This is a genomic window from Pseudomonas sp. 05T35, from assembly GCF_056396605.1.
On the sequence record NZ_JBFTLU010000001.1, the window covers coordinates 18,568 to 42,166 of the forward strand.

The following is a 23,599-nucleotide window of genomic DNA, read 5'->3' on the forward strand; positions in this document are numbered from 1 at the left end:
GCGAGCAGGCTCGCTCCCACCTCAGGATTTGCAGTGTTATTGGCGCTTGAGCATCACCGGCAACTGGGCCACCAGTTTCGTGTTGTTCAACGGTGCACGAATGAACCCGCGCTGCGTACCGTCCGGCCCGATTACCGCCAAGTTGCCGCTGTGGTCGACGGTGTAGTTGGGTTTGCTGGTGTCCGCCGGAATGAACGGAATGCTCACCGCATTGGCGACTTTCTGCAGGTCTTCGACCGAAGCCGGCGTCAGGCCGACAAACTGCGGATCGAAGTAGCCCAGGTATTGCTTGAGCTGCTTGGGGGTGTCGCGGTTCGGGTCGACGCTGACCAGAATGATCTGCAACTTGTCGACCGCATCCGCTGGCAACTCGCTCTTGATCTGCCGCAGTTGCGCCAGCGTGGTCGGGCAGATGTCCGGGCAGAAGGTGTAACCAAAGAACAGCAGGCTCCACTTGCCTTTCAAGGCGTTGACCGTCACCGGTTGACCGTCCTGATTGGTCATCTGCACGTCCGGCAGGTTGCGGCTTTGCGGCAACAGGATGATCCCGGCGTCGATCAGCGCAGTCGGATCGCCCTGGCCTTTGCCAGACAGTACTTTGTTGACGGTAAGCCCCAGGACCAGCGCGATCAGGGCAACAAGAATGAAGACGGTTTTCTGGGTTCGGGTCATAGGTTCAACAATAAGTAGTGGTCTACGAGCAGGGCGATAAACAGCAGGAACAAGTAGTAAATAGAGTACTTGAAGGTACTGATCGCCGCATGCGGCTGAGTGCCACGGTACAGCACCACGGCCCATTGCAGAAACCTCGCGCCCAGTCCCAGGGCGCAAACCAGGTACAGCAAACCGCTCATGTGAATGACATAGGGCATCAAGCTCACGGCCAGCAGGGCAAAGGTGTAAAGCAGGATGTGGATCTTGGTGTAATGCTCGCCGTGGGTCACCGGCAGCATGGGAATATCGGCCTTGGCGTACTCCTCCTTGCGGTGAATCGCCAGCGCCCAGAAGTGTGGCGGGGTCCAGGCAAAGATAATCAGCACCAGCAGCAGCGGTTCRGCACTGACATGCCCGGTGGCAGCGACCCAGCCCAACAGTGGCGGCGCAGCACCGGCCAGTCCGCCGATAACAATGTTCTGCGGCGTCGCCCGCTTGAGAAAACCGGTGTAGACCACCGCATAGCCCAGCAGTGAGGCGAGGGTCAGCCACGCCGTCAACGGATTGGTAAAGGCCAGTAGCAAGGTTTGCCCGGCCACCGCCAGCAGCAGCGCGAAGGTCAGTGCGGCGGTCGGTGAAATCCGGCCTTCGGCCAGTGGTCGCTTGTGCGTGCGCGCCATTACCGCATCAATGCGCCGGTCCACGACATGGTTGACCGCCGCCGCGCCGCCCGCGCACAGGCCGATCCCCAGGTTGCCAAACACCAGCACCGTCCACGGCACCCCGGCACGCGTGGCGAGGAACATACCGACCAGCGAAGTGATCAGCATCAACACCACGACTTTCGGCTTGGTCAGCTCCAGATAGTCACGCCAGATCGCTTGGCGGTGACGTTCGCCGATCAGAGTCGCCATGGCATTTCTCCTTTTGTTGTTATCGGTCCGGCCGTGTGTTTACGCGGGCTGAAGCGCCAACGCCCGGGCGTCTGCTGCCTGACTCGAACCAGGCTCGTTCGTGCGTGATAGTTGACCAGCACCATCGTCAGCAACAGCGCCGCGCCGCCCGCGTTATGGGCAACGGCCACCGGCAACGGCAGGTGAAACAGCACATTGCTGATGCCCAGGGTGATCTGCACCGCCAACGCCCCCAGCACCAACCCGGCGAGTCGGGTCATGCCGACGACCTTGAGCTGCCAGGCCAGCCCCAGCAGCACTACTGTGACCAGCAAAGCGCCAATGCGGTGAGTCAGGTGAATCGCCGTGCGCGCATCGCTGTCGAGCTGCCCGCCGAGGTAATTGGGGCCGATGTGTTGGGTCAGGTGAAAGCCGTTGGCGAAATCAGCCGGTGGCAACCATTGGCCATGGCAGGTCGGGAAGTCGATACAGGCCACCGCCGCGTAGTTGGCACTGACCCAGCCGCCGAGGGCGATTTGCCCGATCACCAGCAACAACCCGGCCGTCGCCCAGTACTGCAGACGTCGCGGCACGATCAGCGCCGGCAACACGCCGGACAAGCGCAACGTCAGCAAAAACAACAGGCTCAAGGTCGCAAAGCCACCCAGCAAATGTCCCGTCACCACCTGCGGCCAGAGCTTGAGGGTGACCGTCCACATGCCAAACGCCGCTTGGGCAAACACCACCGCGAGCAAGAACAACGGCAACTTCAAGGGTTGGTCCAGATGATGACGATGGGTCCAGGCACGCGCCGCCAGCAACACAATCAACAAGCCAAGGGTGCCGGCGAAATAGCGGTGAATCATCTCGTTCCAGCCCTTGTGCGCAACCACCGGCGTGTCTGGAAAATGCAACTCGGCATGGGCCAGTTGGGCTTCGCTCTTCGGCACGCTGATAAACCCGTAGCAACCCGGCCAGTCCGGGCAACCAAGGCCGGCATGGGTCAGCCGGGTATAGGCGCCCAGCAAGACGACAATCAGTGCCAGCAAGGTGGCAAACAGCGCGAGGCGAAATCCAGGTTTGGCCATGACGATGCCCTTATCCGATGTTCGACAGTTTCAGCAGGTGGCGCAGGTCGTTGAGCAGGYCCTTGCCTTTGACGGTGGGGTCGAAGCGCAGCACCAGATTGCCGTGCGGGTCGATGATCCAGAGCTGCGCCGAGCCTTTGCCCTGAACATTTTTAGTGTAGGTCGAAAGGTCCAGTGGATAACGCTGCAACTGCGGGTATTCGCGCTTGAGCTTGGCCTCATAGTCCGCGCTCAAGGGTTGGGCGACGGCCAATGCGTGGCTGGCACGCGAGGCATCACGGCCCAGAGCGACCTGAATCTGCCGGGCCAGGTACACCAACTGCTGACAATCCACCGAGCAGTCCTGCGGTGTGGTCACCAGCATCTGCCAGCGGTCTTCGTCCGCCTGCACCCCCAGGTCGGCGCGGCTCTGACCGTTGCCGATCAGTTCACCGTGATAGCTGCGACCTTCCGGCACCCAGAACCGCAACTTGTACATGCCGGTGGCGAGGATCATCGGACCAATCACCATCAGCAGGATCAGCACCAGTTGCCAACGCCCACGACGACGTTGTGGTGCCTGCGCTTCAGACATGTTGGGTGGACTCATGGCCGCTCCCATGCTGTTTCTCCTTTGCGTTGTGCCATCCGAAGTAGAGATAAAGACCGAACAGCGCGAGCGCCATGGCGAACCACTGCACGGCATAACCGAGGTGTTTTTCCGGCCCCATGGCCACGACCGGCCAATCGGCCTCGTAGGACGCCGGCCCGGCTTCTTCACGTAATTCGTAAGCAAACCCGGTTCGGCCCAGCTCGCTCCAGAGCTTGGCCGGATCGATCGCCGTCACCAGCCGTGGCCAGTTGGCATTCGCCGGATCGGCGTGCAGTTGAAAGGTCGCACCGGGGGGGACATACACCCAGGCGTCGAGACTCAACGATTGCTCGGGGGTGGTGAACATGGGCGGTGTGCGCCGGTTCGGCCACGGCAGCCAGCCGCGATTGAGCAATAACCAGAGACCGCTCGCCTGGTCATGGAAGGGTYGCAGCAGCTCAACCCCTGGCCGGCCATTGCGGGTGCGGTTGTCCAGCAGGTAACTGTGGGCTGCATCGAACTGGCCATGCAGGCGAACGCGTCGAAATGCCGGGTCTTGAGTGTTCGACAGTAGTTCGCTGGCCATCGGTTCAGCCACACGGCGTTCGGCGTAGCTCGCCAGCAACACGCGTTTCTGCTCACCCCGGCTCAATTGCCAAAATCCCAGAAAGACCAGCAACGGCAGCAACACGAGGACCACCAGGGTCGGCGCGATGCCCGGCGCAAAGCGCTTCATGGCGCGGCCGAAAAGTAGATAAACAGGGTAGCTATACTCAAGTACATCGCATTCCCCCGGAGTCTCACCATGCTCAAAGCAGCCATCGTCCTGATGCTGATTGCCACGGTTGTCAGCCTGTTCAGCGGCCTGTTTTTTCTGGTCAAGGACGACAGCAGCTCAAAACGCCTAGTCACCGCCCTGAGTGTTCGTGTCGGCCTGGCTGCCATCACCGTCGGCTTGATTGCCTGGGGATTCTTCAGCGGCCAGCTGGTGTCCAGCGCCCCCTGGTAAGTGCCACCTCAAAGCACGTAAACGAAGACAAACAGGCCAATCCACACCACATCGACGAAGTGCCAATACCAACTGGCCGCCTCGAAGCCGAACTGGTGATCGCCATCGAAATGCCCACGCATGATCCGCATCAGCATCACGAACAGGATGATCGTGCCGATGGTCACGTGAGCGCCATGGAAACCGGTCAGCATGAAGAAAGTCGCGCCATACACCCCTGAACCCAGGGTCAACCCGAGTTCGTGATAGGCGTGGATGTATTCCTTGGCCTGGAAGCTGAGGAACGCACAGCCCAGCAGTACCGTCAGCGCCAGCCAGAGCTTCAGTGCGCCGCGATGGCCCTTTTTCAAGGCATGGTGGGCGATGGTCACCGTGACGCTGGAGCTCACCAGCAATACCGTGTTCAGCAGCGGCAAGCCCCAGGGACTGATGACTTCCTTGGGCGGCGGGAAGAGTGTCGGGTCAGGGGTGTGCAGCAGCGGCCAGGCGAACTGGAAGTTCGGCCAGAGCATGTGCGCGATACCCTTGCCGCCCTCACCACCGAGCCACGGCCCGGACAGGTTGCGCACGTAGAACAACGCACCGAAGAAGGCGATGAAGAACATCACTTCGGAGAAAATGAACCAGCTCATGCCCCAACGGAACGAGCGATCGAGCTGCGAGCTGTACAACCCTGCGCGGCTTTCCTTGATCACCGTGCCGAACCAGCCGAACAGCATGTAGGCCAGCAACAGACCACCCACGAAAAAGATCAGCGGGCCGTGGGATTCCGGGCGCGCGGCCTTGAGGTCGTTGAACCAGGTGGCCAGGCCAAACACCGTGACGAACATGCCGATCGTGGCAATGATCGGCCATTTGCTCTGGGCGGGAACGTAATAGTGTTCATGACTTGCCATTTATTGTTCTCCTTATCGGGCACGCTTGTACGTCTCAAGGACCGGCATTGGTGTTGGCCGCGACCGGTGGATGACGTGCGGTGATATCGAACAGCGTGTAAGCCAGTGTCAGGTGCTTCACATCCTTGGAAATCTCACGGTCAACGATGAAACGGACGGGCATTTCGATCCGTTCACCGGGTTGCAGCACCTGCTGGGTGAAGCAAAAGCACTCGGTCTTGTGGAAATACACCGCTGAGTCGCCCGGAGAAATACTCGGTATCGCCTGCGCGCTCATTGGGTGATCGGTCGGGTTGCGGGCGACGAAGATCATCTCGTTCACCGCCCCCGGATTGATCACCATGTCGTCGGCCTTGGGATAAAACTCCCAGACCATGTCCACGGCATTGGTCGACAGAAACTGCACGCGGATTTGCCGCGATTTATCGACCACTTGCTCACCTTCGTACTGCCCGGCGGTTTTTCCGTTGATGCCGAATGCCTTGCACATCACGTCATAGATCGGCACCAGGGCAAACCCGAAGATAAACATGCTGGCCACCACTAACAGCAGCCGGGTGACCAGTTTCTTCATGGAAATAGAGTCAGCCATGACAGCGAGCCCTCCACACAAAACCCTGTGGGAGCGAGCCTGCTCGCGAAGGCGTCGACGCGGTGTGTCTGATATACCGCCACCGTCGCGCCCACAAAGGTCATGGCGTTCATTTCACTTCCGGTGGCGTGACGAAGGTGTGATATGGCGCCGGCGACGGCACGCTCCACTCCAGGCCTTCTGCCCCTTCCCAGGGTTTCGCCGGGGCCGCCGGGCCGCCGCGGATGGTCTTGATCACGATGAACAGGAAAAAGAGCTGCGTTGCCCCGAAGGTGAATGCGCCAATCGACGACACCATGTTGAAGTCGGCGAATTGCAGGTTGTAGTCCGGAATCCGCCGCGGCATACCCGCCAGGCCCACAAAGTGCATCGGGAAGAAGGCCATGTTCATGCCGATGAACGACAGCCAGAAGTGCAGCTTGCCGAGGGTTTCGTCGTACATATGGCCGGTCCATTTCGGCATCMAGTAGTAGGCCGAAGCGAAGATCCCGAAGATCGCCCCCGGCACCAGCACGTAGTGGAAGTGCGCGACCACGAAGTAGGTGTCCTGGTACTGGAAGTCCGCCGGGGCGATGGCCAGCATCAACCCGGAGAACCCGCCAATGGAGAACAGGATCACGAATGCCACGGCAAACAGCATCGGTGTCTCGAAGGTCAGCGAGCCCTGCCACATGGTGCTGGCCCAGTTGAACACCTTGACCCCGGTGGGCACCGCGATCAGCAGCGTCGCGTACATGAAGAACAGCTCGCCCACCAGCGGGATGCCGACCACGAACATGTGGTGCGCCCAGACGATGAACGACAGGAAGGCAATACTCGCCGTGGCGTAGACCATCGAGGTGTAGCCAAACAGCGGCTTGCGGGCGAAAGTCGGAATGATCGAGCTGACGGCACCGAACGCCGGCAGGATCATGATGTACACCTCGGGGTGGCCAAAGAACCAGAACACGTGCTGGAACAGCACCGGATCACCGCCACCGGCAGCGCTGAAGAAGCTGGTGCCGAAGTGGATGTCCATCAGCATCATGGTCACGCAACCCGCCAGCACCGGCATCACCGCGATCAACAGGAACGCGGTGATCAGCCAGGTCCAGACGAACAGCGGCATTTTCATCAGGGTCATGCCCGGAGCACGCAGGTTGAGGATGGTGGCGATCACGTTGATCGCGCCCATGATCGAGCTGATACCCATCAGGTGGATGGCAAAGATGAAGAAGGTCACGCTTTCCGGAGCGTAGGTCGTCGATAGCGGGGCGTAGAAGGTCCAGCCGAAGTTCGGTCCGCCGCCCGGCATGAACAGCGTCGACACCAGCAGCAGGAACGCTGCCGGCAGCAGCCAGAAGCTGAAGTTGTTCATCCGCGGCAGGGCCATGTCCGGCGCGCCGATCATCAGCGGGATCATCCAGTTGGCGAGGCCGACAAACGCCGGCATCACTGCACCGAAGACCATCACCAGACCGTGCATGGTGGTCATCTGATTGAAGAACGCCGGTTCGACGATCTGCAGGCCGGGCTGGAACAACTCGGCGCGAATCACCATGGCGAACGAACCGCCGAGCAGGAACATCATGAAGCTGAACCACAGGTACAGCGTGCCGATGTCTTTATGGTTGGTGGTCAGCACCCAGCGCATCAGGCCCTTGGCCGGACCGTGGACGTGGTTGTCGACGATTGCATGACCGTGGTCATCGTTCACAGCATTCATGGCCTGTCTCCTGCAAACGGGTGGGCTGGGCGGCTCGGGGTGATTAGCCCCAAACGTTCAAGGGAACACGCAATAGACCGGGTCATTTGCTTGCCGCCTGTTTGAGGGCCAGTACGTCTTTAGGGGTGACCATGTCGCCTTTGTTGTTGCCCCAGGCATTTCGTTCGTAGGTCACGACGGCAGCGATATCGACTTCCGACAGCTGTTTGCCGAACGCCGCCATGGCAGTGCCGGGTTTGCCGAAGAACACACGGTGCAGGTGGTCCTCTATTGGACCGGTCGCGATGGGCGAACCTTTGAGTGCCGGGAACAGCGGTGGCATACCCTGGCCTTCAGGCTGGTGACAGGCAGCGCAGGTGGTGTGATAAATCTTGTCGCCGCGCTCCTTCAGCTCGTCGAGCGTCCACTCTTTGCTGGTCAGCTCCTTGAGCTTGGCGGCATCGGCTTTGCGCTCGGTCAGCCAGGTGTCGTAATCAGCCTTGGTCTTGACGTCGACCACTATCGGCATGAAGCCATGGTCCTTGCCGCACAGTTCGGCGCATTGGCCACGGTAGATGCCTGGCTTGTCGACGCGGGTCCAGGCTTCGTTGACGAATCCGGGAATCGCATCGCGCTTGACCGCGAACGCCGGCACCCACCACGAGTGGATGACGTCGGCAGAGGTCACCAGAAAGCGCACCTTGGCACCGATCGGCAGCACCAGCGGCTGATCGACTTCCAACAGGTAATTTTCGCCTTTGGCACTTTTGTTGTGGATTTGCTCTTGCGGTGTGGCCAGGTTGCTGAAGAACTCGACGTCCTGCCCCAGGTATTTGTAATGCCACTTCCACTGATAACCGGTGACCTGGATGTCGATATCCGGCTCACTGGTGTCGTACATCTTGATCATGGTTGCGGTCGCTGGAATCGCCATTGCCACCAGAATGATGAAAGGCACTATGGTCCAGAGAATCTCGACCGTCGTACTTTCATGGAATTTGGCGGCGACCTGCCCGGTGGAGCGTCGATGCAACATCATCGACCAGAACATGGCGCCGAAAACGATGATGCCGATCACCACACAAATCCAGAAGATGGTCATGTGCAGGTCGAATACTGCGTGACTGATCTCAGTCGCTCCAGGCGCCATATTCACAGTCCAGGCGGCTTGTGCCTGACTGAAAATCGACCACAACAGGAGGCCCATCCAGACATGTGGATGTCGCATCATTGCGGGTTCCCCTTATCGTTCTTGTTATCCCGCCGGCTAACACCGACGGCAAGGGAGCGGCTTTTTCAGACTACGAACTTGAATCGCCGAGCCTTGCTGCCTACGCAGTCGGGCGTCATCAGCTAACTCCATTCAGATCCGAGTATAGACAGCGAGTGCGACCTCGCAACGCGATGGCGTAAATGAGCTGAAACACCTGACACTTGCGCCACAGGCCACGGATGGAGAAGGATGTGGGATCGGTGATGGCAAATCGATATAACGCAGTGGCATCAAAGGTGAAATAATTATGACAAATACGTCTTAGCCACGTTTATAAGCAGGCTAACTTATGTCTTCCCCTATTTCCTTGCCTTCGTTTCCTGGAGTTTTCATGAACACCGCCGCATTGCGCGAGCAGATTCAACGTGCACAACAACATGAAGCCGAAACCGGTCAGCTGACCCGTCAGCTGGAAGTCCAATTGCCGCACCTGCATTCATCCATTCAATTGCCGGACATCGACGCCAAGGGCGTGATGACCCGTTTTGTCACCGCTTATATAGAACAAGTGCCGGACTTGCTCGATGCTGCCAACGACGTAGCGCGCGAAGCGGGTATCGAGTCGCAGATCAAACCGGTGCTGACAATCGCCGAGCAGTTCTTCCTCCAGCCACCGGCGATCATGGCCGGTCACGAAGGCCTGGATGKTCTGCTGGACGAGGCCTACCTGGCACATCGCCTGGTAGAAGAGGTTAATGACCTCTACATCAAACATTTCGGCCAGCCACTGATCCCATTGGACATGACTGTCGCCAACCTGATTGCCCACCAACTGATCGGCGAGGACTTCGCCAATCAACTGGATGAGGCTGTGCATCACGCCGTTGATGAGATGCTGAACGAAGCAAGCTTCGCGCTGGAGTCCGTCGAAGCCTACCGGGAAAAACTCAACAGTCCGGACACCGGCGCCGCCTGGAAGCGTTGGCCATGCCTGTCGCGCCAGCTGGGCGTAGGCCTGGAACTGGATCAGCCAGCGGCTTGATCCAACTGTAAAAACCGAACACCTGTGGGAGCGGGCTTGCCCGCTCCCACACTGTTATCTATCCGGCGGAACCCACTCCTACGGTCGTCCGCAATCGCCCCTCCAGCCGGCGCTTCAATCCGCGCGCCTCGATCAGCAGTTTCGAGCCTTTGCTGGCGTTGGCCCGCCCCCACTCCTCAAGCAACTCCAGGCATGAGTGGTCGATGTAACTCAGGTTATTGAGCGGCACATGCACCGTCGCGCCCGCCGGAATGGTCCCCAGCACCCGGGTCAACGCCGGCACCTTGAGGAAGGTCGCAGCCCCCATCAATCGCAACTCCATYTCGCCCTCTGCCGGAAGGTCGATCAGGCTGATTTTCAGTCGCGAAGCCTTCCAGGCCAGCTTCGCCAGGGTCAAGCCAAAACCGACCAGCACTCCGGTCAGCAAGTCGCTGAAGATAATCGCCAGCGCGGTCACCGCGTAGGTAATCATCGGCATCCGGCCATACCGTCCCAGTCCGCGAAACGCCTTCAAATCCACCAGCTTCACCCCGGTGTACACCAGCACACCAGCCAGACTGGCGACCGGGATGCTTTGCAGCACACTCGATAGCAGCAACACAAATGCCAGCAGCCAGACACCGTGAAAAATCGCCGACAACCGAGTTTTGGCGCCTGCCTGTACGTTGGCTGAACTGCGCACAATCACGCCCGTCATCGGCAGCGCGCCGACCAGGCCGCAAAGCATGTTGCCCACACCTTGAGCGGACAACTCGCGGTCAAAATCCGAACGCTGGCCGCTGTGCATGCGATCTACCGCAGCAGCCGAGAGCAGGGTTTCGGCGCTGGCGATGAAGGCCACGGCGAACGCGGCGATCAGCAGGTTGGGGTCGGCGAGATTCAACAGGTCGGCCGGCTTCAGCCAGTCAATTGCTTCGGCGAGATTAGCCGGGACTTCGACCCGTTTGACGTTCAATGCCAGCGCCAGACTGGCAAGGGTCGCCAAACCAACGCCGAGCAAGGCGCCAGGGATGAAACGCAGCGCTTGCGGGCGAAACTTCTCCCACAGGCCCATGACCAGAATCGTCGACAGCCCAAGCACACCGGCCTGCCAACCCAGACCGCCACCCAGCGTCGGCAAGGCTTGGGCAACGGCTGCCGGAAACCCGCTGAGGTTGTCCAGGCCTGAGGGTTTAGGGACTCCGTCGAGCATCACATGCATCTGCGATAGCACGATCAGCACCCCGATGCCCGCCAGCATGCCGTAAACCACCGCTGGCGCCGTGACGCGGAACCAGCAGCCCAGGCGTAAACGCCCGGCCACCAGTTGCAGAAACCCGGCCAGTAGCAGAATTGGCCCAAGCATCGCCACACCATGCTGGCGCACCAGTTCAAAGACCAATACCGCCAGGCCCGCAGCCGGACCGCTGACTTGCAGCGGCGAACCCGCCAGCCAGCCGACCACCAGGCCACCGATAATCCCGGTGATCAGGCCCTTGGCCGGCGGCATGCCGGAAGCGATTGCAATGCCCATGCACAAGGGTAGGGCGACCAGAAACACCACCACCGAAGCCAGCAGCTCCCGTGGCAAAACAGCTTTCAATTGCGCAGCACGCATGAGCGTTCTCCTGAGATTCTTCAGGCGTGGCGAAGCCGGACCGCTTTTTCAGCAGCCTTGGCCAGACCAGACAAGGTGTTTAGGAGGATTTAGAAGCGCGCTTTGGGCGTCGCCATGGGAATCGGATGACTGCCATCCAGAGGCAGGAAGCAGCCCCTATCCGCATCGTAGGCTTTGATTTCGCTGGTTTCGATGCTGTAGACCCAGCCATGGATAAACAGCTGACCGTTGGCCATGCGCGAAGCCACTGAAGGGTGAGTGCGCAAATGCTGCAACTGGGCGATGACGTTTTCTTCGGTAAGCACCTGCATGCTTTCGTTTTCGTCAGCGCAATGGCAGTTTTCCTGGACCATGGTTTTTGCCACTTCGGCGTGACGCAGCCAGGCTTTGACCGTGGGCATTTTTTCCAGGCTTTGCGGATTGAGTACAGCCCGCATGGCGCCGCAATCGGAGTGTCCGCAAATGATGATGTGCTGCACGCCAAGGGCCAGCACCGCATATTCGATGGCCGTGGATACCCCGCCGTTCATCTGGCCATAGGGTGGCACTACGTTGCCAACGTTGCGGGTGACAAACAGATCGCCAGGAGCACTTTGGGTAATCAATTCGGGAACGATGCGAGAATCCGCACACGCAATGAACATCGCTCTGGGCCGCTGAGCCGTGGCGAGTTTCTTGAAGAGTGCTTCCTGTTGCGGGAAGACCTCGTGGTGGAAGTGTAAAAAGCCGTCAACGATGTGCTGCAGCGCTGCATCGGCGCTTTCGGCCTCGGGCAGGGCGGAAGCCGACGCAGCCAAAGGCTGTTTATCCTTGTCACTCATGATTCATCCTCTTTAACGGAGTAGGGAAATTTTCCCGATTTACCTGGGATAAAGCCAGCGACTGGTTAGAAAACATCCAGATCACCGGTCAGTGACCATCCAGTCACTCGATGAACAAGGTAACCACCGAAACTTAACTCAAACTGAATAAACCGCTCTAGAACCTGTGTTGCAGGTCACAAAAAACGTGACCAGCGTACCAACACCCAGCGTTTTCCACTACTCAACCATAGGCCAATTGTTGCTAAAGCAACGACATTTGAGCACCGGGCGGACAAAAGGCTGTGCAGTCCAGGTTGAAGCCTTCACGTTGATTGAGCCCAAGACGTTTTATTGTTTTGGCGAAGCGTTGCGCCAAGAGATCGGCGAACGGTCCTTCACCACGCATGCGAGCGCCAAAACGACTGTCATACAGTTCACCGCCGCGGCTTTGACGGATCAAGCTCAATACATGGGCTGCACGCTGAGGATAGTGGGCCGCCAGCCATTCCTCGAACAACGGTGCCACTTCCAGCGGCAGGCGCAGCATCATGTAAGCCGCACTCTGCGCGCCAGCCGCATGGGCTTCGGTCAGCAGGCTTTCCAGTTCACTGTCGTTGATCATCGGGATCATCGGCGAACACAAAACGCCCACCGGAATCCCGACCTCGCGCATGACCCGAATGGCCCGTAACCGCGCCTTCGGGGCGGCCGTTCGCGGCTCAAGGATGCGCTTGAGCTCGTCATCGAGGCTGGTCAGGCTGATCATCACCGCCACCAGCCGCTGTTCGGCGAGTTCACTGAGCAGATCCAGATCGCGAAGAATCAATGAGCCCTTGGTGATAATCGTCACCGGATGCCGGTAACGCAGCAGCACCTGGAGAATCCGCCGGGTGATTTTGTGTTCGCGCTCGATCGGCTGATAGGGATCGGTATTGGAGCCCAGGTTGATCGGCGCACACTGATAACCCCGCTTGGAAAGCTGCTGTTCCAACACGTCGGCAGCGTTGCTTTTGGCAATCAGCTTCGTTTCGAAATCCAGCCCGGGTGACAGGTCCCAATAGGCATGACTGGGTCGCGCATAGCAGTAGATGCAGCCATGCTCGCACCCCCGATAGGGATTGATCGAGCGATCGAAGGGCAGGTCGGGCGAGTTGTTGCGGGTGATGATGGTTTTCGCCGTCTCGATACGCACCTCGGTGCCCTGGGTCAGCGGTGCTTCCTGGTACCAGCCATCGTCTTCAGCCACCGAGCGGTTCGGTGCAAAGCGATTGTGCGGGTTGCTGGCGGTCCCGCGTCCGCGAGGCGGCAAGGGCGTGAACATTGGGAAAACCCCTCATTGCTGTATATTTATACAGTATAGGAAGATCCAATGCCAGGCCAGTGCCGTTCGGCAGCTTTAGCGAAAGCTGCCAAGTTAAACCCTATCTGTTTTATATAACTACTTGTCAAGCAATCCATATGCGTAAGAACGAGAAACATATAACCATTGGTCATCCGATAAAAGTTGCCCCTATTATTCCTGGCACACGCAACACCCTACTGGATAACCCTTAAAAGGATTTAGCAATGTCGTTCTTTAATCAACGCGGTGTCTTTCTACAATTGCTGGCACCGACCATCGTCAGTCCACGGGAAGCACAAGTATCGATGCAACTTGCACGAAAAGAACTGGGTTGGGATGCGGAAAACGCAATGCAGACCGAAACACTGGTGGATTCGATTTTCATCACCGCAGTCTCCAGTGATGGTGGTCAATCCTTCAATATCAGAACTGTTAGCAAGGATGTGGATGGTGATGGCGACATTGACGCCGATGACAAAGCCAAATTGCTGGCGCTGGCCAAAGCCTATGCCAATATTGTAAATCCCTGACGGGACTTGGTTCGGTATTTGGTAATACGGGCTAAAACTCAGAAACTAGCGCCCGCGAAAACAGTTTCACAGGCGTTAGTTATTGCAATATAAAAAACCTTCATGCCATCTTATTAATCACTCAACATCATTTCATCCTTTTTGCACCGCTACCCCCATCACCACTGCTGATCGACCAACACCCGGCAAATGCCGTCCTCGTAAAGTCGAAGGCGCCGTCTGGCTTAACAATTCTTTGACAAGCCCCTCACAGAGCTTTGACTGCTCAGGGTTCAGGCTGGGCTCCAGTCGCCCATTCCTTCATCCACGGCCCCCTGACTCATGTCGAAAAACCACCTCTTGCTCGCTCTGTGCCTGTCGTTCATGGCGATCTTTGCGTTCGATCAGGTTCAGGCCGAGCAAACCCAATCCATCCGTCCCGCAGAATGGGCCCAGCCCGTCGAAGCGCAGTACGGCCTTTACCAGATGTCACCGACCCTCTACCGCAGCACACTTCCCGATCACGGAGCACTGCCACTGCTGGAAAAACTCCAGATCACAACGGTGATCAACTTTCTGCCCGAGTCCGACGCAAGCTGGCTATCGACACCCGGCATCAACCTGGTGCAATTGCCGTACAAGACCAGCCATGTCGATGACAGCGAGGTGCTGAGTGCGTTACGGGCCATTCAAATCGGTCAAAGCAAAGGCCCGGTGTTGATCCATTGCAAACACGGATCGGATCGCACCGGCCTGATGGCTGCGATGTACCGCGTGGTGGTGCAAGGCTGGAGCAAGGAAGACGCCCTGAACGAAATGACCCAGGGCGGTTTCGACGACAATACCCACTTCAAGAACGGCATTCGTTACATGATGAAGGCCGATATCGACAAACTGCGTACCGCGCTGGCCAATGGCGATTGCAGTACCAGTGTATTTGCGACCTGCTCGATGAAAAGCTGGTTAAAAACGGTCAATACCGAAAAACCGAAGATCTGAGGGGCGCTCCACAACAAGCCCTGACCCAAACAGGCAAGGCGGGTCGTGAACCTGCAATCGAGGAGTGTGGCTTCAGTCGGCAATACCGCCCTTGAGCGCTCAGGCTCAAAAGCGGATTACAAAACGCCGGGAGATCAGGAGTGATCGTCGGGCTTTTTCTTCAGCTTCGGATTCGGAAAGAACTGCACCGCCTGGACCTTGGCATCCGGGACTTTCAACGCCGTGGTATTGACCCGCGTACCCAATTCCTTGGGCACTGACAGACCTTGCTCGTTCAGCGTGTCGGAATAACCGCAGGCCACACATTCGCGGTGCGGCACCTCGTCTTCGCTCCACATCATCAACTTGTCGGGCTCGCTGCACGCCGGGCAGACTGCCCCGGCGATGAAGCGTTTCTTGGTTTTGCTCACTGGCGCGTCACTCATGCTGCCGCGTCCTCGTCGAGGCCGCTATGGCGCAAGAGTGCGTCAATCGACGGCGCACGTCCGCGGAAATCGACGAACAGCACCATCGGCTCCTGAGAGCCGCCGCGGGCCAGGATCGCCTCGCGGAACGCACGGCCGGTGGCGGCATTGAGCACGCCGTCTTCCTCGAATTTCGAGAAGGCATCGGCCGACAGCACTTCAGCCCATTTGTAGCTGTAGTAACCCGCCGCGTAACCGCCAGCGAAGATGTGCGCGAAGCTGTTAGGGAAACGGTTGTAAGCCGGTGGACGCATCACCGAAACCTCGTCACGCACGCCTTCGAGCACTTGCAGCACGCTACGGCCGTCACCATGGGTGGCATGCAGTTCGAAGTCGAACAGCGAGAACTCCAGCTGGCGAACCATCATCAGCCCGGACTGGAAGTTCTTCGCGGCGAGCATTTTTTGCAGCAGGTCCTGCGGCAGCGGCTCGCCGGTTTCGTAGTGACCGGAGATCAACGCCAGGCCTTCCGGCTCCCAGCACCAGTTTTCCATGAACTGACTTGGCAACTCGACCGCGTCCCACGCCACGCCGTTGATACCGGACACGCCGGAATATTCAACGCGGGTCAGCAGGTGATGCAGGCCGTGACCGAATTCGTGGAACAGCGTGGTGACTTCATCGTGGGTCAGCAGGGCAGGCTTGCCACTGTCGGCCGGGGTGAAGTTGCACACCAGATTAGCCACCGGGCTTTGCAGTACACCTTCAGCGGTGCGACGACGGTCGCGGGCGCCGTCCATCCAGGCACCACCGCGCTTGTTGGCGCGGGCATACAGGTCGAAGAAGAAGCGCCCGACATGCTCGCCGTTCTCCTTGATTTCGAACAGGCGAACGTCCGGGTGCCAGGCGTCGAAACCTTTCAGCTCGGCGATTTCGATGCCATACAGACGCTGGACGATGGCGAACAGACCGCTCAGGACTTTATCGATCGGGAAGTACGCACGCAGCGCCTCCTGGGCAACGCTGTAACGCTGTTCACGGAGTTTTTCGCCGTAGAAACCGCTGTCCCAGCTTTGCAGATCAGGGCAACCCTGTTCGGCAGCATAGGCTTTGAGTTGTTCCAGATCCTGCGCAGCGAACGGTTTGCTGCGCTTGGCCAGGTCGCGCAGGAAGCTCAGCACCTGATCGCTGGACTCGGCCATCTTGGTCGCCAGGCTCAGCTCCGAGAAACTGGCGAAACCCAGCAGCTTGGCCAGTTCCTGACGCAGGTCGAGGATTTCTTCCATCACCGGGCCGTTATCGTTCTGACCGGCGTTCGGGCCTTGGTCCGACGCACGGGTGCAGTAAGCGGCGTAGACTTCTTCGCGTAGCGCGCGGTCATGGGCGTAGGTCATCACCGCGTAGTAGCTCGGGAACTCCAGGTTGATCAGCCAGCCTTGCAGATCTTTGGCTTGGGCCGCAGCAGCCATTTGCGCCTTGGCCGAATCGGTCAGGCCGGCGAGGGCAGCCTCATCGGTGATGTGTTTGGTCCAGGCCTGGGTGGCATCGAGCAATTGGTTGGAGAAATGGCTGCCCAGCTCCGACAGCTTGCTCTGCACCTCGGCGTAACGCTTTTGCTCAGCCGCCGGCAAATCGATACCCGACAGACGGAAATCACGCAGCGCGTGTTCCAGAATGGTTTTTTGCGCGACATCGAAACCGGCCGCTTCCGGGCTATTGGCCAGCGCTTCATAGGCCTGGAACAGTTCGCGGTTCTGGCCCATTTCAGTGGCGTAGGCACTCAGCGCCGGCAGGCAGGACTCGTAAGCCTCACGCAGTTCGGCACTGTTGCACACCGCATTCAGATGACTGACCGGGCTCCAGGCTGCGCCCAGGCGATCGTTCAGTTCGTCCATCGCCAGCACCAGACCCGCCCAGGTAGGCTGTTTGCCCTGGCTTTTGAGAATATCGGCGATGGCGGCGCGGTTGTCCGCGAGGATCTGTTCGATGGCCGGTTGTACGTGCTCGGCGCGGATCGCCGAGAACGGCGGCAGGTCGTAGGGCTGCAAAAGAGGATTGTTCACGCTCACGGTTGGCACCTTGGCTGGAAGAAACATGCGGCCATCTTAATTACAATCGACGCCAACCGCAGCTATCAACAACAGAGAGAGAGCCTATCGTGTCCCTTCGCAAGTACCAGAACCACACCCCCATGCTCGGTAAAGGCGCCTTTGTCGACAGCTCGGCGGTGGTGATCGGCGACGTCGAAATAGGCGAAGACAGCTCGATCTGGCCGCTGACCGTGATCCGCGGCGACATGCACCGCATCCGCATTGGTCAGCGCACCAGCGTGCAGGATGGCTGCGTGCTGCACATCACCCACGCCGGGCCCTTCAACCCTGACGGCTTCCCGCTGTTGATCGGCGACGACGTGACCATCGCCCACAAAGTCATGCTGCACGGCTGCTCCGTCGGCAACCGGATCCTGATCGGCATGGGCAGCATCGTCATGGATGGCGCAGTAGTCGAAGACGAGGTGATCATCGGCGCTGGCAGCCTGGTGCCGCCGGGCAAACGCCTGGAAAGCGGTTTCCTCTATGTCGGCAGCCCGGTAAAACAGGTCCGTCCACTGACTGACAAGGAACGGGCGTTTTTCACCTACAGCGCGGCGAATTACGTGAAGCTCAAAAACCTGCATCTGGCCGAAGGCTACGACCAGCTCTGATCCCGGCCTACTTATTCAGGAATGTTCATGCATTACCAAACCGTTTTGTTCGACCTCGATGGCACCCTGACCGACCCGCGTGAGGGTATCACTCGCTCGATCCAGTTCGCCTTGAGCAAACTGGGGATCGACGAGCCTGACCTGACCAAGCTCGAACACTTTATCGGCCCGCCATTGCTGCAAGCCTTCATGCAGTTCTACGACTTCGACGAACCCAAGGCCTGGGAGGCGGTGAACTTCTATCGCGAGCGCTTCAAGGTTACCGGCCTGTACGAAAACCGCGTGTTCGACGGTGTCATGCCATTGCTGGAAACCCTCGAGGGGCAAGGGCGGCAGCTGTATATCGCAACATCGAAGCCGTGGATTTTTGCCCGGGAAATCGCCCGGCACTTCGGTTTCGATCGGCACTTCAAAGTGATTTACGGCAGCGAACTGGACGGCACCCGCACCGATAAGGTCGAGCTGATTGCCCATTTGATGGCCGAAGAACGCCTGGACCCGGCCAGCACACTGATGATCGGCGACCGCAAACACGACCTGATCGGCKCCAGGCGCAACGGTCTGGACGCAGCAGCGGTGGGTTATGGCTTCGGCAGCCACGAAGAATTGAGCGCCGAACAGCCGGCGTATCACTTCGAGACACTGGCCGGGTTGCATCAGGCGTTTTTGCAGCGTTAGTGGAATCGCCATCGCGAGCAGGCTCGCTCCCACAGGGGATCGCGTACCTGCCCAACGCCTCGGTCTAATGTGGGAGCTAGCTTGCTCGCGATGGCGTCAGTTCATCCAGCGCAAATCTCAAAGGGCTGCCAACGCTTTCAATGCAGCCTTGCGCTCTCCAACCGGCAACCTGCCGAGTTTTTCCACGGCGGCGTAGAAAGCCACCCAATTACCATCGACCTGTCTAAACAAAGCGGAAAACGCCGGCACCCATTGGTCATAGAGCCCGAATGGCAGCAGTCGTGCATTGTTCATCGGGGCATTGATCCAGGCATCAAAGCGCTTGTCGCCGGCCCATTGACTGTCGCGCAGGGTTCGATAATCGCTGCGCAAACGGTCGAACTCGGCGGCTTTACGCTGGCGCATCTGTTCGGGCGCCAGGGGCAATGCATAGAGTTTTTCGAGTCGCGTACGGGTGTCCAGAATCAGCCGGGTAAGTTGATCACGTTGCTGCTCTTGAGCCTTGCCGGCCGGCGGTAAGCCGCGCTCCGCGCGCCATTGGCGGGTGCCTTCCTGTTCGACGAAGGTGGCGAAAGATTCGTTGAACTCAGTGTCGTCCTTCACATAAAACCGCTGATGCGCCAATTCGTGAAAAATCAGCGTCGCCAGGCGCTCGTCACCCCAGTTCATCATTGAACTGATGATCGGGTCGTTGAACCAGCCCAGGGTCGAATAGGCTTCAACACCACTGATCGACACGTCCATGCCCTGCAGACGCAGCAGCGCAGCATTGCCTCGCGCGGCGCTCTGGCTGTAGTACCCGCGATAGGCCACGCACCCGGCAATCGGAAAGCAATGATTCTGCGGCTTGAGAGAAAATTCCGGCGTGGCGAACACATTCCACACCACATACGGTCGGCCGATGTCGGCGTAGAGGCGATAACTTTCGTTGTCTGGCAAGTGCAACCGCTGGCTGGCGAACTCGCGGGCCTTTTGTGACTGAGCCAGGCGCGCACGCAGTTTCGCATCACGTGCAGGGTTGGCAATCACCTCGCTCACCGGTTCACGCGCGTGCAGCAATTGCCACTGACCGCTGGCCAACTGGCCGTAGTAACTGACGCTCGAGCAACCGTTCAGCAACAAAAGCAACGCGGCCGGAAACAAAACGCGCAAAACGCGATCAAGTAACCGATGGCTTGAAAGCAGCCTGATCACATCAAATCATCCTTGGGGAGTCTGCCCGCAAGACTATCTCGCCTGACTGGAGCTTCGCTATGCGCGCGTTACTGCTGACTGCAAACCTGCTGATGCTGGCTGGCTGTGTTGGACTGCCTCAACCCGACCCGACACAAGCCTGGATCGACCTCGGCCCCCATCAACATGACACCGTGCTGCAAGCGCAGGAAGTGGACGCCAAGGCCACCGCCGATAAGCGCTACTTCCAGGTTCCACCGGGCAGCCATGAGTTGAAGGTGCGTTATCAGTTCGCGGTAGCACCAACGAATATCGGCCCCGACGCCAAACCGCTGTGGCGCGATTGCCGGTTAAGTGTGAAGTTCAACGACTTTAACGCCGGCCAGCGATATCAACTGCAAGCGGGGAATATCGGCTTCCGGCCGTGGGCCAAGCTCTACGATCAGCAACGCAAAGTCGTTGGCCAAGCGCATCTGGCAGGCTGCCAACGCACCTGATCAGCGCTATGCTTAATGCCTGACCGCTCGGAAATTCATCATGCGCAGGTATTTGCTGTTTTTCGCTATCAGCTCTCTTACTGCCTGTGTGAGCCCGCTGCCCACCGCAAACCCGAACATGGCCTGGGTCGACTTCGCCATGCCGACGCCCGGGGGCAAGGTCCTCATGGCCGAGAGCCTGGACAATAAGCGCCTGAAAGACGGGCGATTCTTCCAGGTCACACCCGGCAGCCATGAACTGAAGGTTCGCTTCGACTTCGAGCTGTTTTACGGAGGTTTTGGCATGCAATTCGACTCGCCAAATCGACTGTGCTATTTGACCGTGCGCTACGATCATTTCGAAGCCGGACAACGTTACCTGCTCGAAGCTCGCTCGCTGACCACCACGCCCAGCGCCCGGCTGTATAACGCCAAGCGCGAGCTCGTCGCCGAAGAGAGTCAGACTTTTTGCATCCCGTAAGACGGATTATCTGTCGTTCTTCTGATAGATGATTTTCTTCGTTCCGCCTTCACACGTGCCGACCACCATGTTCTGGTCGTGCACTTCGTCATTGGTGACGATCTCCAGGGTGTAGGACGATACGTTATTGGCCTGGATCTTGGATTCGATCTCGGCCTTGAGTTCTTCGCAGGATTTGGTTGCCGCCAGGGCCGATGTGGCCAGCACACTGCAGATAACCGCCAAGGCAAAACGTTTCATGGTTGAAGCTCCCTTGAGGCAGCGCGCACAGTCATGCGCTGAAGCTGCTGTCACTTATTCGACCACAGTTTCAGTTCACGAGTTCTGATTTGTAGCAGCTGGCGTGCCAGCTGCTACCAGGGAGCGATCAGCCCACGAGTGTCGCATCAAGCGTGATTTTAGCGTTCAACACCTTGGAAACCGGGCAGCCTACTTTAGCCTTTTTGCTCAACTCCTCGAATTGCTGCTGGCTCGCGCCAGGGATTTTCGCTTTGAGCGTCAGGTGCACGGCGGTGATCGCAAAACCACCGTCGACCTGATCCAGCGTCACCTCGGCCTGGGTGTCGATCGCGTCAGCCTTGAGGCCAGCTTCGCCGAGAATCATCGAAAATGCCATGGAGAAACACCCCGCATGAGCGGCGCCGATCAGCTCTTCCGGGTTGGTACCCGGGCCGCCTTCGAAACGCGCCTTGAAGCCATAAGGTGCATCTTTCAGGACCCCTGTTTCGGTCGAGATAGAACCGAGACCGGTTTTCAGATCACCTACCCAATGTGCCGATGCTTTCTTTTTGATACTCATCTGTGCCTCCTCAAAATCCGGCGCGAGGGTCGCGCCTTCATGGTTTTCGGTTGCCTGGGTTCTGAGGATAGAAGGCTGGGCAAAGTTCATCGTGTCGGATCAAACCGCTTATCTGGTAGGTAAATTCATGTCTGCTATTGAAACTCGGGTATATGCCCACATTGCATAGATCACGCTCATGCATTCGGCAGGTTTTCGTTGGTGAGAAAAGCCTGCGTCCCCCATTGGAGAAGCCGGCTTATGAAACAACTGTCCGATATCAAGTTCTCGACGCTGGACCTGGTGCCCGTTCGCGAGGACGGCAGCCCCGCGCAATCGCTGCGCAATTCGCTGGACCTGGCGCAACACGTGGAGAAGTGGGGCTATAACCGCTTCTGGGTCGCCGAACACCACAACATGGATGGCATCGCCAGCTCCGCGACTTCCGTACTGCTTGGCTATCTGGCCGGCGGGACGTCGAGCATTCGTGTCGGCTCCGGTGGCGTGATGCTGCCCAACCATGCGCCGCTGGTGATTGCCGAACAATTCGGCACCCTTGAAAGCCTCTATCCGGGGCGAATCGACCTCGGTCTGGGTCGCGCACCGGGCTCCGATCAGATGACTGCCCGCGCCTTGCGCCGTGAACGCTCCGGCAGCGCCGACGATTTCCCCGAAGACGTAGCCGAACTGATGCGTTACCTGGGTCCACGTACGCCGGACCAGCGCATTATCGCGATGCCCGGCACCGGCACCCATGTGCCGGTCTGGCTGCTGGGCTCCAGCCTGTTCAGCGCGCAACTGGCCGGCGAGCGCGGTTTGCCTTACGCCTTCGCCTCGCATTTCGCACCGCGTTATATGCATGAAGCGATTCGGGTTTACCGCAATCACTTCAAGCCTTCAGCCGTACTGGATAAACCCTACGTGATGCTGGGCGTGCCGCTGGTAGCCGCCGACACCGACGAACACGCCGATTACCTGGCAACCTCGGTCTACCAACGGATTCTGGCGCTGATGCGCGGCCAAAGCCTGGTTCAGCGGCCACCGGTGAAAACCATGGACGGACTGTGGTTGCCCCACGAGAGAGAGGCTGTCGGTGATTTCCTGGGCCTGGCCATGGTCGGCAGCCCGGCGAAAATTCGCGGCAAACTTGAAGTGCTGATCGAGCAGACCCAAGCCGACGAGTTGATTTTCACCTGTGACCTGTACGAACACGCTGATCGCCTGCATTCCTATGAACTGCTGGCGCAAGTGATGAAGGGCTAAGGCTCGGAAAGCGCCTGCAAAAAAGCCGACGCCATGGCGTCGGCTTTACCTAAACAGCTGACTCAACCTACTTCTTGTAGACGATGACCTTCTTGCCTGCCTCGCATTTTCCGACCACCTTGCCACCCGCGGCCGCGCCTTTATCGACGATTTCCAGCGAATAGTTTTTGGAGCCCTTGGCATCGATTTTTGCCGCAATTTCGCTTTTCAACTCTTCGCACGGCTTGCCCGCCGCAAAGGTTGTTCCCGCAATGCTCAACAAACCCACCGCCAATATAAATTTCTTCATCGGTCACATTCCCTGGTCGGATCAAAAGGGGTAAGCGTTAACACTCGGGCGCCTGACGCCCAAGACGAAGTAGCGCTTCGCCATTCCTATGGCAATCGGCCAGCGCACAAGTTCAGAAGCCTAGCTCAACCTCAGCTATTGGCAATCCGGAACCMGACTTTGAGCGTGACCTGAAAGTGCGCCGCCTTGCCGTCCTTGATGTGCCCGCGGGTTTCGGTAACCTCGAACCATTCCATGAGCTTGATGCTTTTGCTGGCCTCGGCCAATGCGTTGTTGATGGCGTCTTCAATGCTGGTAGGGGACGAGCCAACCAGTTCGACTTTCTTGTAAGTGTGATGGTCAGTCATGGTGTTCTCCTGGAATTGTGATTAGAGCCTAGCAGCGATTGTCGGTATTTCTTCTATCGTTGAAGGTTCAAAATGACTGCACTTTCCCGAACCGCTGGAGTCCCAACCAACACA

The 23,599-nt window shown here is 58.6% G+C and carries 28 protein-coding genes; 9 read left to right on the plus strand and 19 right to left on the minus strand.

Translation table 11 applies throughout. The features are described 5' to 3' along the window. Nucleotides 1-36 precede the first annotated feature (36 nt). From AC1DH9_RS00100 to AC1DH9_RS00120, 5 genes are read right to left on the minus strand one after another with little or no spacing between them, the layout of a single operon-like run. The gene (locus tag AC1DH9_RS00100; RefSeq protein WP_123427008.1) at nucleotides 37-672 is read right to left on the minus strand and encodes an SCO family protein; all 636 of its coding nucleotides are present in this window, start codon (nucleotides 670-672) and stop codon (nucleotides 37-39) included. Next, nucleotides 669-1,568, minus strand: a complete 900-nt coding sequence (gene cyoE, locus AC1DH9_RS00105) for a heme o synthase (protein WP_477806111.1) — start codon at nucleotides 1,566-1,568, stop codon at nucleotides 669-671. The genes AC1DH9_RS00100 and cyoE overlap by 4 nt, the downstream gene beginning before the upstream one ends. Beyond that, nucleotides 1,556-2,635 (minus strand): COX15/CtaA family protein, encoded by a 1,080-nt coding sequence (locus tag AC1DH9_RS00110; protein ID WP_427542121.1) that lies wholly within the window; start codon nucleotides 2,633-2,635, stop codon nucleotides 1,556-1,558. Before AC1DH9_RS00110 ends, cyoE begins: the two co-directional genes overlap by 13 nt. A 10-nt stretch (nucleotides 2,636-2,645) precedes the next feature. Then, a complete protein-coding gene (locus tag AC1DH9_RS00115) occupies nucleotides 2,646-3,236 on the minus strand; it encodes a hypothetical protein (protein ID WP_477807628.1) in 591 nt (196 codons plus the stop codon). After that, the gene (locus AC1DH9_RS00120) at nucleotides 3,202-3,942 is read right to left on the minus strand and encodes an SURF1 family protein (protein ID WP_477807629.1); all 741 of its coding nucleotides are present in this window, start codon (nucleotides 3,940-3,942) and stop codon (nucleotides 3,202-3,204) included. The genes AC1DH9_RS00115 and AC1DH9_RS00120 overlap by 35 nt, the downstream gene beginning before the upstream one ends. A gap of 69 nt (nucleotides 3,943-4,011) precedes the next feature. Between AC1DH9_RS00120 and AC1DH9_RS00125 the strand changes: the two genes are divergently transcribed. Continuing rightward, nucleotides 4,012-4,215: a twin transmembrane helix small protein gene (locus AC1DH9_RS00125; protein ID WP_019694466.1), complete on the plus strand. Its 204-nt coding sequence runs from the start codon at nucleotides 4,012-4,014 to the stop codon at nucleotides 4,213-4,215. 8 nt (nucleotides 4,216-4,223) lie between these two features. Here AC1DH9_RS00125 and AC1DH9_RS00130 read toward each other — a convergent pair whose 3' ends face one another. The 4 genes from AC1DH9_RS00130 to coxB form a co-directional block, all read right to left on the minus strand. After that, complete coding sequence (locus tag AC1DH9_RS00130) at nucleotides 4,224-5,111, minus strand: cytochrome c oxidase subunit 3 (protein WP_054594932.1); 888 nt, start codon at nucleotides 5,109-5,111, stop codon at nucleotides 4,224-4,226. 34 nt (nucleotides 5,112-5,145) lie between these two features. After that, complete coding sequence (locus AC1DH9_RS00135; protein ID WP_427542130.1) at nucleotides 5,146-5,703, minus strand: cytochrome c oxidase assembly protein; 558 nt, start codon at nucleotides 5,701-5,703, stop codon at nucleotides 5,146-5,148. Nucleotides 5,704-5,812: 109 nt separating this feature from the next. Then, nucleotides 5,813-7,408 carry a cytochrome c oxidase subunit I gene (gene ctaD, locus AC1DH9_RS00140; RefSeq protein WP_477807630.1) on the minus strand — a complete coding sequence of 532 codons (1,596 nt, stop codon included), beginning with the start codon at nucleotides 7,406-7,408 and terminating at the stop codon, nucleotides 5,813-5,815. An 82-nt stretch (nucleotides 7,409-7,490) separates the two neighbouring features. Continuing rightward, entirely contained in the window at nucleotides 7,491-8,618 is a 1,128-nt protein-coding gene (gene coxB / locus AC1DH9_RS00145; RefSeq protein ID WP_427531115.1) for a cytochrome c oxidase subunit II, read from the minus strand. A gap of 373 nt (nucleotides 8,619-8,991) precedes the next feature. On the opposite strand from coxB, the gene AC1DH9_RS00150 reads away from it, so the two are divergent. Next, nucleotides 8,992-9,642, plus strand: coding sequence for a hypothetical protein (locus AC1DH9_RS00150; protein WP_477807631.1), 651 nt, complete (start codon nucleotides 8,992-8,994; stop codon nucleotides 9,640-9,642). Nucleotides 9,643-9,700: 58 nt separating this feature from the next. Here the strand turns inward: AC1DH9_RS00150 and AC1DH9_RS00155 are convergent, their stop codons facing one another. From AC1DH9_RS00155 to AC1DH9_RS00165, 3 genes are all read right to left on the minus strand, one after another. Continuing rightward, nucleotides 9,701-11,239, minus strand: coding sequence for a SulP family inorganic anion transporter (locus tag AC1DH9_RS00155; RefSeq protein ID WP_427542139.1), 1,539 nt, complete (start codon nucleotides 11,237-11,239; stop codon nucleotides 9,701-9,703). A gap of 89 nt (nucleotides 11,240-11,328) precedes the next feature. Next, nucleotides 11,329-12,060: a carbonic anhydrase gene (locus AC1DH9_RS00160; RefSeq protein ID WP_427542142.1), complete on the minus strand. Its 732-nt coding sequence runs from the start codon at nucleotides 12,058-12,060 to the stop codon at nucleotides 11,329-11,331. Nucleotides 12,061-12,304: 244 nt separating this feature from the next. Further along, on the minus strand, nucleotides 12,305-13,363 hold the full coding sequence (locus AC1DH9_RS00165) for a PA0069 family radical SAM protein (RefSeq protein ID WP_427542145.1): 1,059 nt from the start codon (nucleotides 13,361-13,363) through the stop codon (nucleotides 12,305-12,307). Between the two features lie 245 nt (nucleotides 13,364-13,608). Between AC1DH9_RS00165 and AC1DH9_RS00170 the strand changes: the two genes are divergently transcribed. Then, complete coding sequence (locus tag AC1DH9_RS00170) at nucleotides 13,609-13,914, plus strand: hypothetical protein (protein WP_427542148.1); 306 nt, start codon at nucleotides 13,609-13,611, stop codon at nucleotides 13,912-13,914. A gap of 321 nt (nucleotides 13,915-14,235) precedes the next feature. After that, nucleotides 14,236-14,892 carry a dual specificity protein phosphatase family protein gene (locus tag AC1DH9_RS00175; protein WP_427542151.1) on the plus strand — a complete coding sequence of 219 codons (657 nt, stop codon included), beginning with the start codon at nucleotides 14,236-14,238 and terminating at the stop codon, nucleotides 14,890-14,892. A gap of 134 nt (nucleotides 14,893-15,026) precedes the next feature. On the opposite strand, the gene AC1DH9_RS00180 is transcribed toward AC1DH9_RS00175, so the two are convergent. Together AC1DH9_RS00180 and prlC are read right to left on the minus strand one after the other, a co-directional pair. After that, nucleotides 15,027-15,317, minus strand: coding sequence for a YheV family putative zinc ribbon protein (locus AC1DH9_RS00180; RefSeq protein WP_019694456.1), 291 nt, complete (start codon nucleotides 15,315-15,317; stop codon nucleotides 15,027-15,029). Next, the gene (gene prlC / locus AC1DH9_RS00185) at nucleotides 15,314-17,392 is read right to left on the minus strand and encodes an oligopeptidase A (protein WP_442114752.1); all 2,079 of its coding nucleotides are present in this window, start codon (nucleotides 17,390-17,392) and stop codon (nucleotides 15,314-15,316) included. Before prlC ends, AC1DH9_RS00180 begins: the two co-directional genes overlap by 4 nt. A gap of 62 nt (nucleotides 17,393-17,454) precedes the next feature. Here prlC and AC1DH9_RS00190 point away from each other — a divergent pair, with 62 nt between their 5' ends. Together AC1DH9_RS00190 and AC1DH9_RS00195 are read left to right on the plus strand one after the other, a co-directional pair. Continuing rightward, nucleotides 17,455-18,000, plus strand: coding sequence for a gamma carbonic anhydrase family protein (locus tag AC1DH9_RS00190; RefSeq protein WP_427542157.1), 546 nt, complete (start codon nucleotides 17,455-17,457; stop codon nucleotides 17,998-18,000). Nucleotides 18,001-18,027: 27 nt separating this feature from the next. After that, nucleotides 18,028-18,678: an HAD family hydrolase gene (locus tag AC1DH9_RS00195; protein ID WP_477807632.1), complete on the plus strand. Its 651-nt coding sequence runs from the start codon at nucleotides 18,028-18,030 to the stop codon at nucleotides 18,676-18,678. A gap of 117 nt (nucleotides 18,679-18,795) precedes the next feature. Here the strand turns inward: AC1DH9_RS00195 and AC1DH9_RS00200 are convergent, their stop codons facing one another. Then, on the minus strand, nucleotides 18,796-19,872 hold the full coding sequence (locus AC1DH9_RS00200; RefSeq protein ID WP_427542163.1) for an aminopeptidase: 1,077 nt from the start codon (nucleotides 19,870-19,872) through the stop codon (nucleotides 18,796-18,798). 59 nt (nucleotides 19,873-19,931) lie between these two features. Here AC1DH9_RS00200 and AC1DH9_RS00205 point away from each other — a divergent pair, with 59 nt between their 5' ends. After that, nucleotides 19,932-20,348: a PA0061/PA0062 family lipoprotein gene (locus tag AC1DH9_RS00205; RefSeq protein WP_427542166.1), complete on the plus strand. Its 417-nt coding sequence runs from the start codon at nucleotides 19,932-19,934 to the stop codon at nucleotides 20,346-20,348. 40 nt (nucleotides 20,349-20,388) lie between these two features. Continuing rightward, nucleotides 20,389-20,808, plus strand: a complete 420-nt coding sequence (locus tag AC1DH9_RS00210) for a PA0061/PA0062 family lipoprotein (RefSeq protein WP_427542169.1) — start codon at nucleotides 20,389-20,391, stop codon at nucleotides 20,806-20,808. A gap of 6 nt (nucleotides 20,809-20,814) precedes the next feature. Here AC1DH9_RS00210 and AC1DH9_RS00215 read toward each other — a convergent pair whose 3' ends face one another. Next, a complete protein-coding gene (locus tag AC1DH9_RS00215) occupies nucleotides 20,815-21,048 on the minus strand; it encodes a DUF1161 domain-containing protein (protein ID WP_054594914.1) in 234 nt (77 codons plus the stop codon). A gap of 127 nt (nucleotides 21,049-21,175) precedes the next feature. Further along, nucleotides 21,176-21,607, minus strand: a complete 432-nt coding sequence (locus AC1DH9_RS00220; RefSeq protein WP_427531193.1) for an OsmC family protein — start codon at nucleotides 21,605-21,607, stop codon at nucleotides 21,176-21,178. 240 nt (nucleotides 21,608-21,847) lie between these two features. On the opposite strand from AC1DH9_RS00220, the gene AC1DH9_RS00225 reads away from it, so the two are divergent. Beyond that, nucleotides 21,848-22,849: an LLM class flavin-dependent oxidoreductase gene (locus tag AC1DH9_RS00225; protein ID WP_427542172.1), complete on the plus strand. Its 1,002-nt coding sequence runs from the start codon at nucleotides 21,848-21,850 to the stop codon at nucleotides 22,847-22,849. A gap of 67 nt (nucleotides 22,850-22,916) precedes the next feature. On the opposite strand, the gene AC1DH9_RS00230 is transcribed toward AC1DH9_RS00225, so the two are convergent. Both AC1DH9_RS00230 and AC1DH9_RS00235 read right to left on the minus strand, forming a co-directional pair. Beyond that, the gene (locus AC1DH9_RS00230) at nucleotides 22,917-23,138 is read right to left on the minus strand and encodes a DUF1161 domain-containing protein (RefSeq protein WP_054594911.1); all 222 of its coding nucleotides are present in this window, start codon (nucleotides 23,136-23,138) and stop codon (nucleotides 22,917-22,919) included. A gap of 131 nt (nucleotides 23,139-23,269) precedes the next feature. Continuing rightward, nucleotides 23,270-23,485 carry a dodecin gene (locus tag AC1DH9_RS00235; RefSeq protein WP_477807633.1) on the minus strand — a complete coding sequence of 72 codons (216 nt, stop codon included), beginning with the start codon at nucleotides 23,483-23,485 and terminating at the stop codon, nucleotides 23,270-23,272. Nucleotides 23,486-23,599 lie beyond the last annotated feature (114 nt).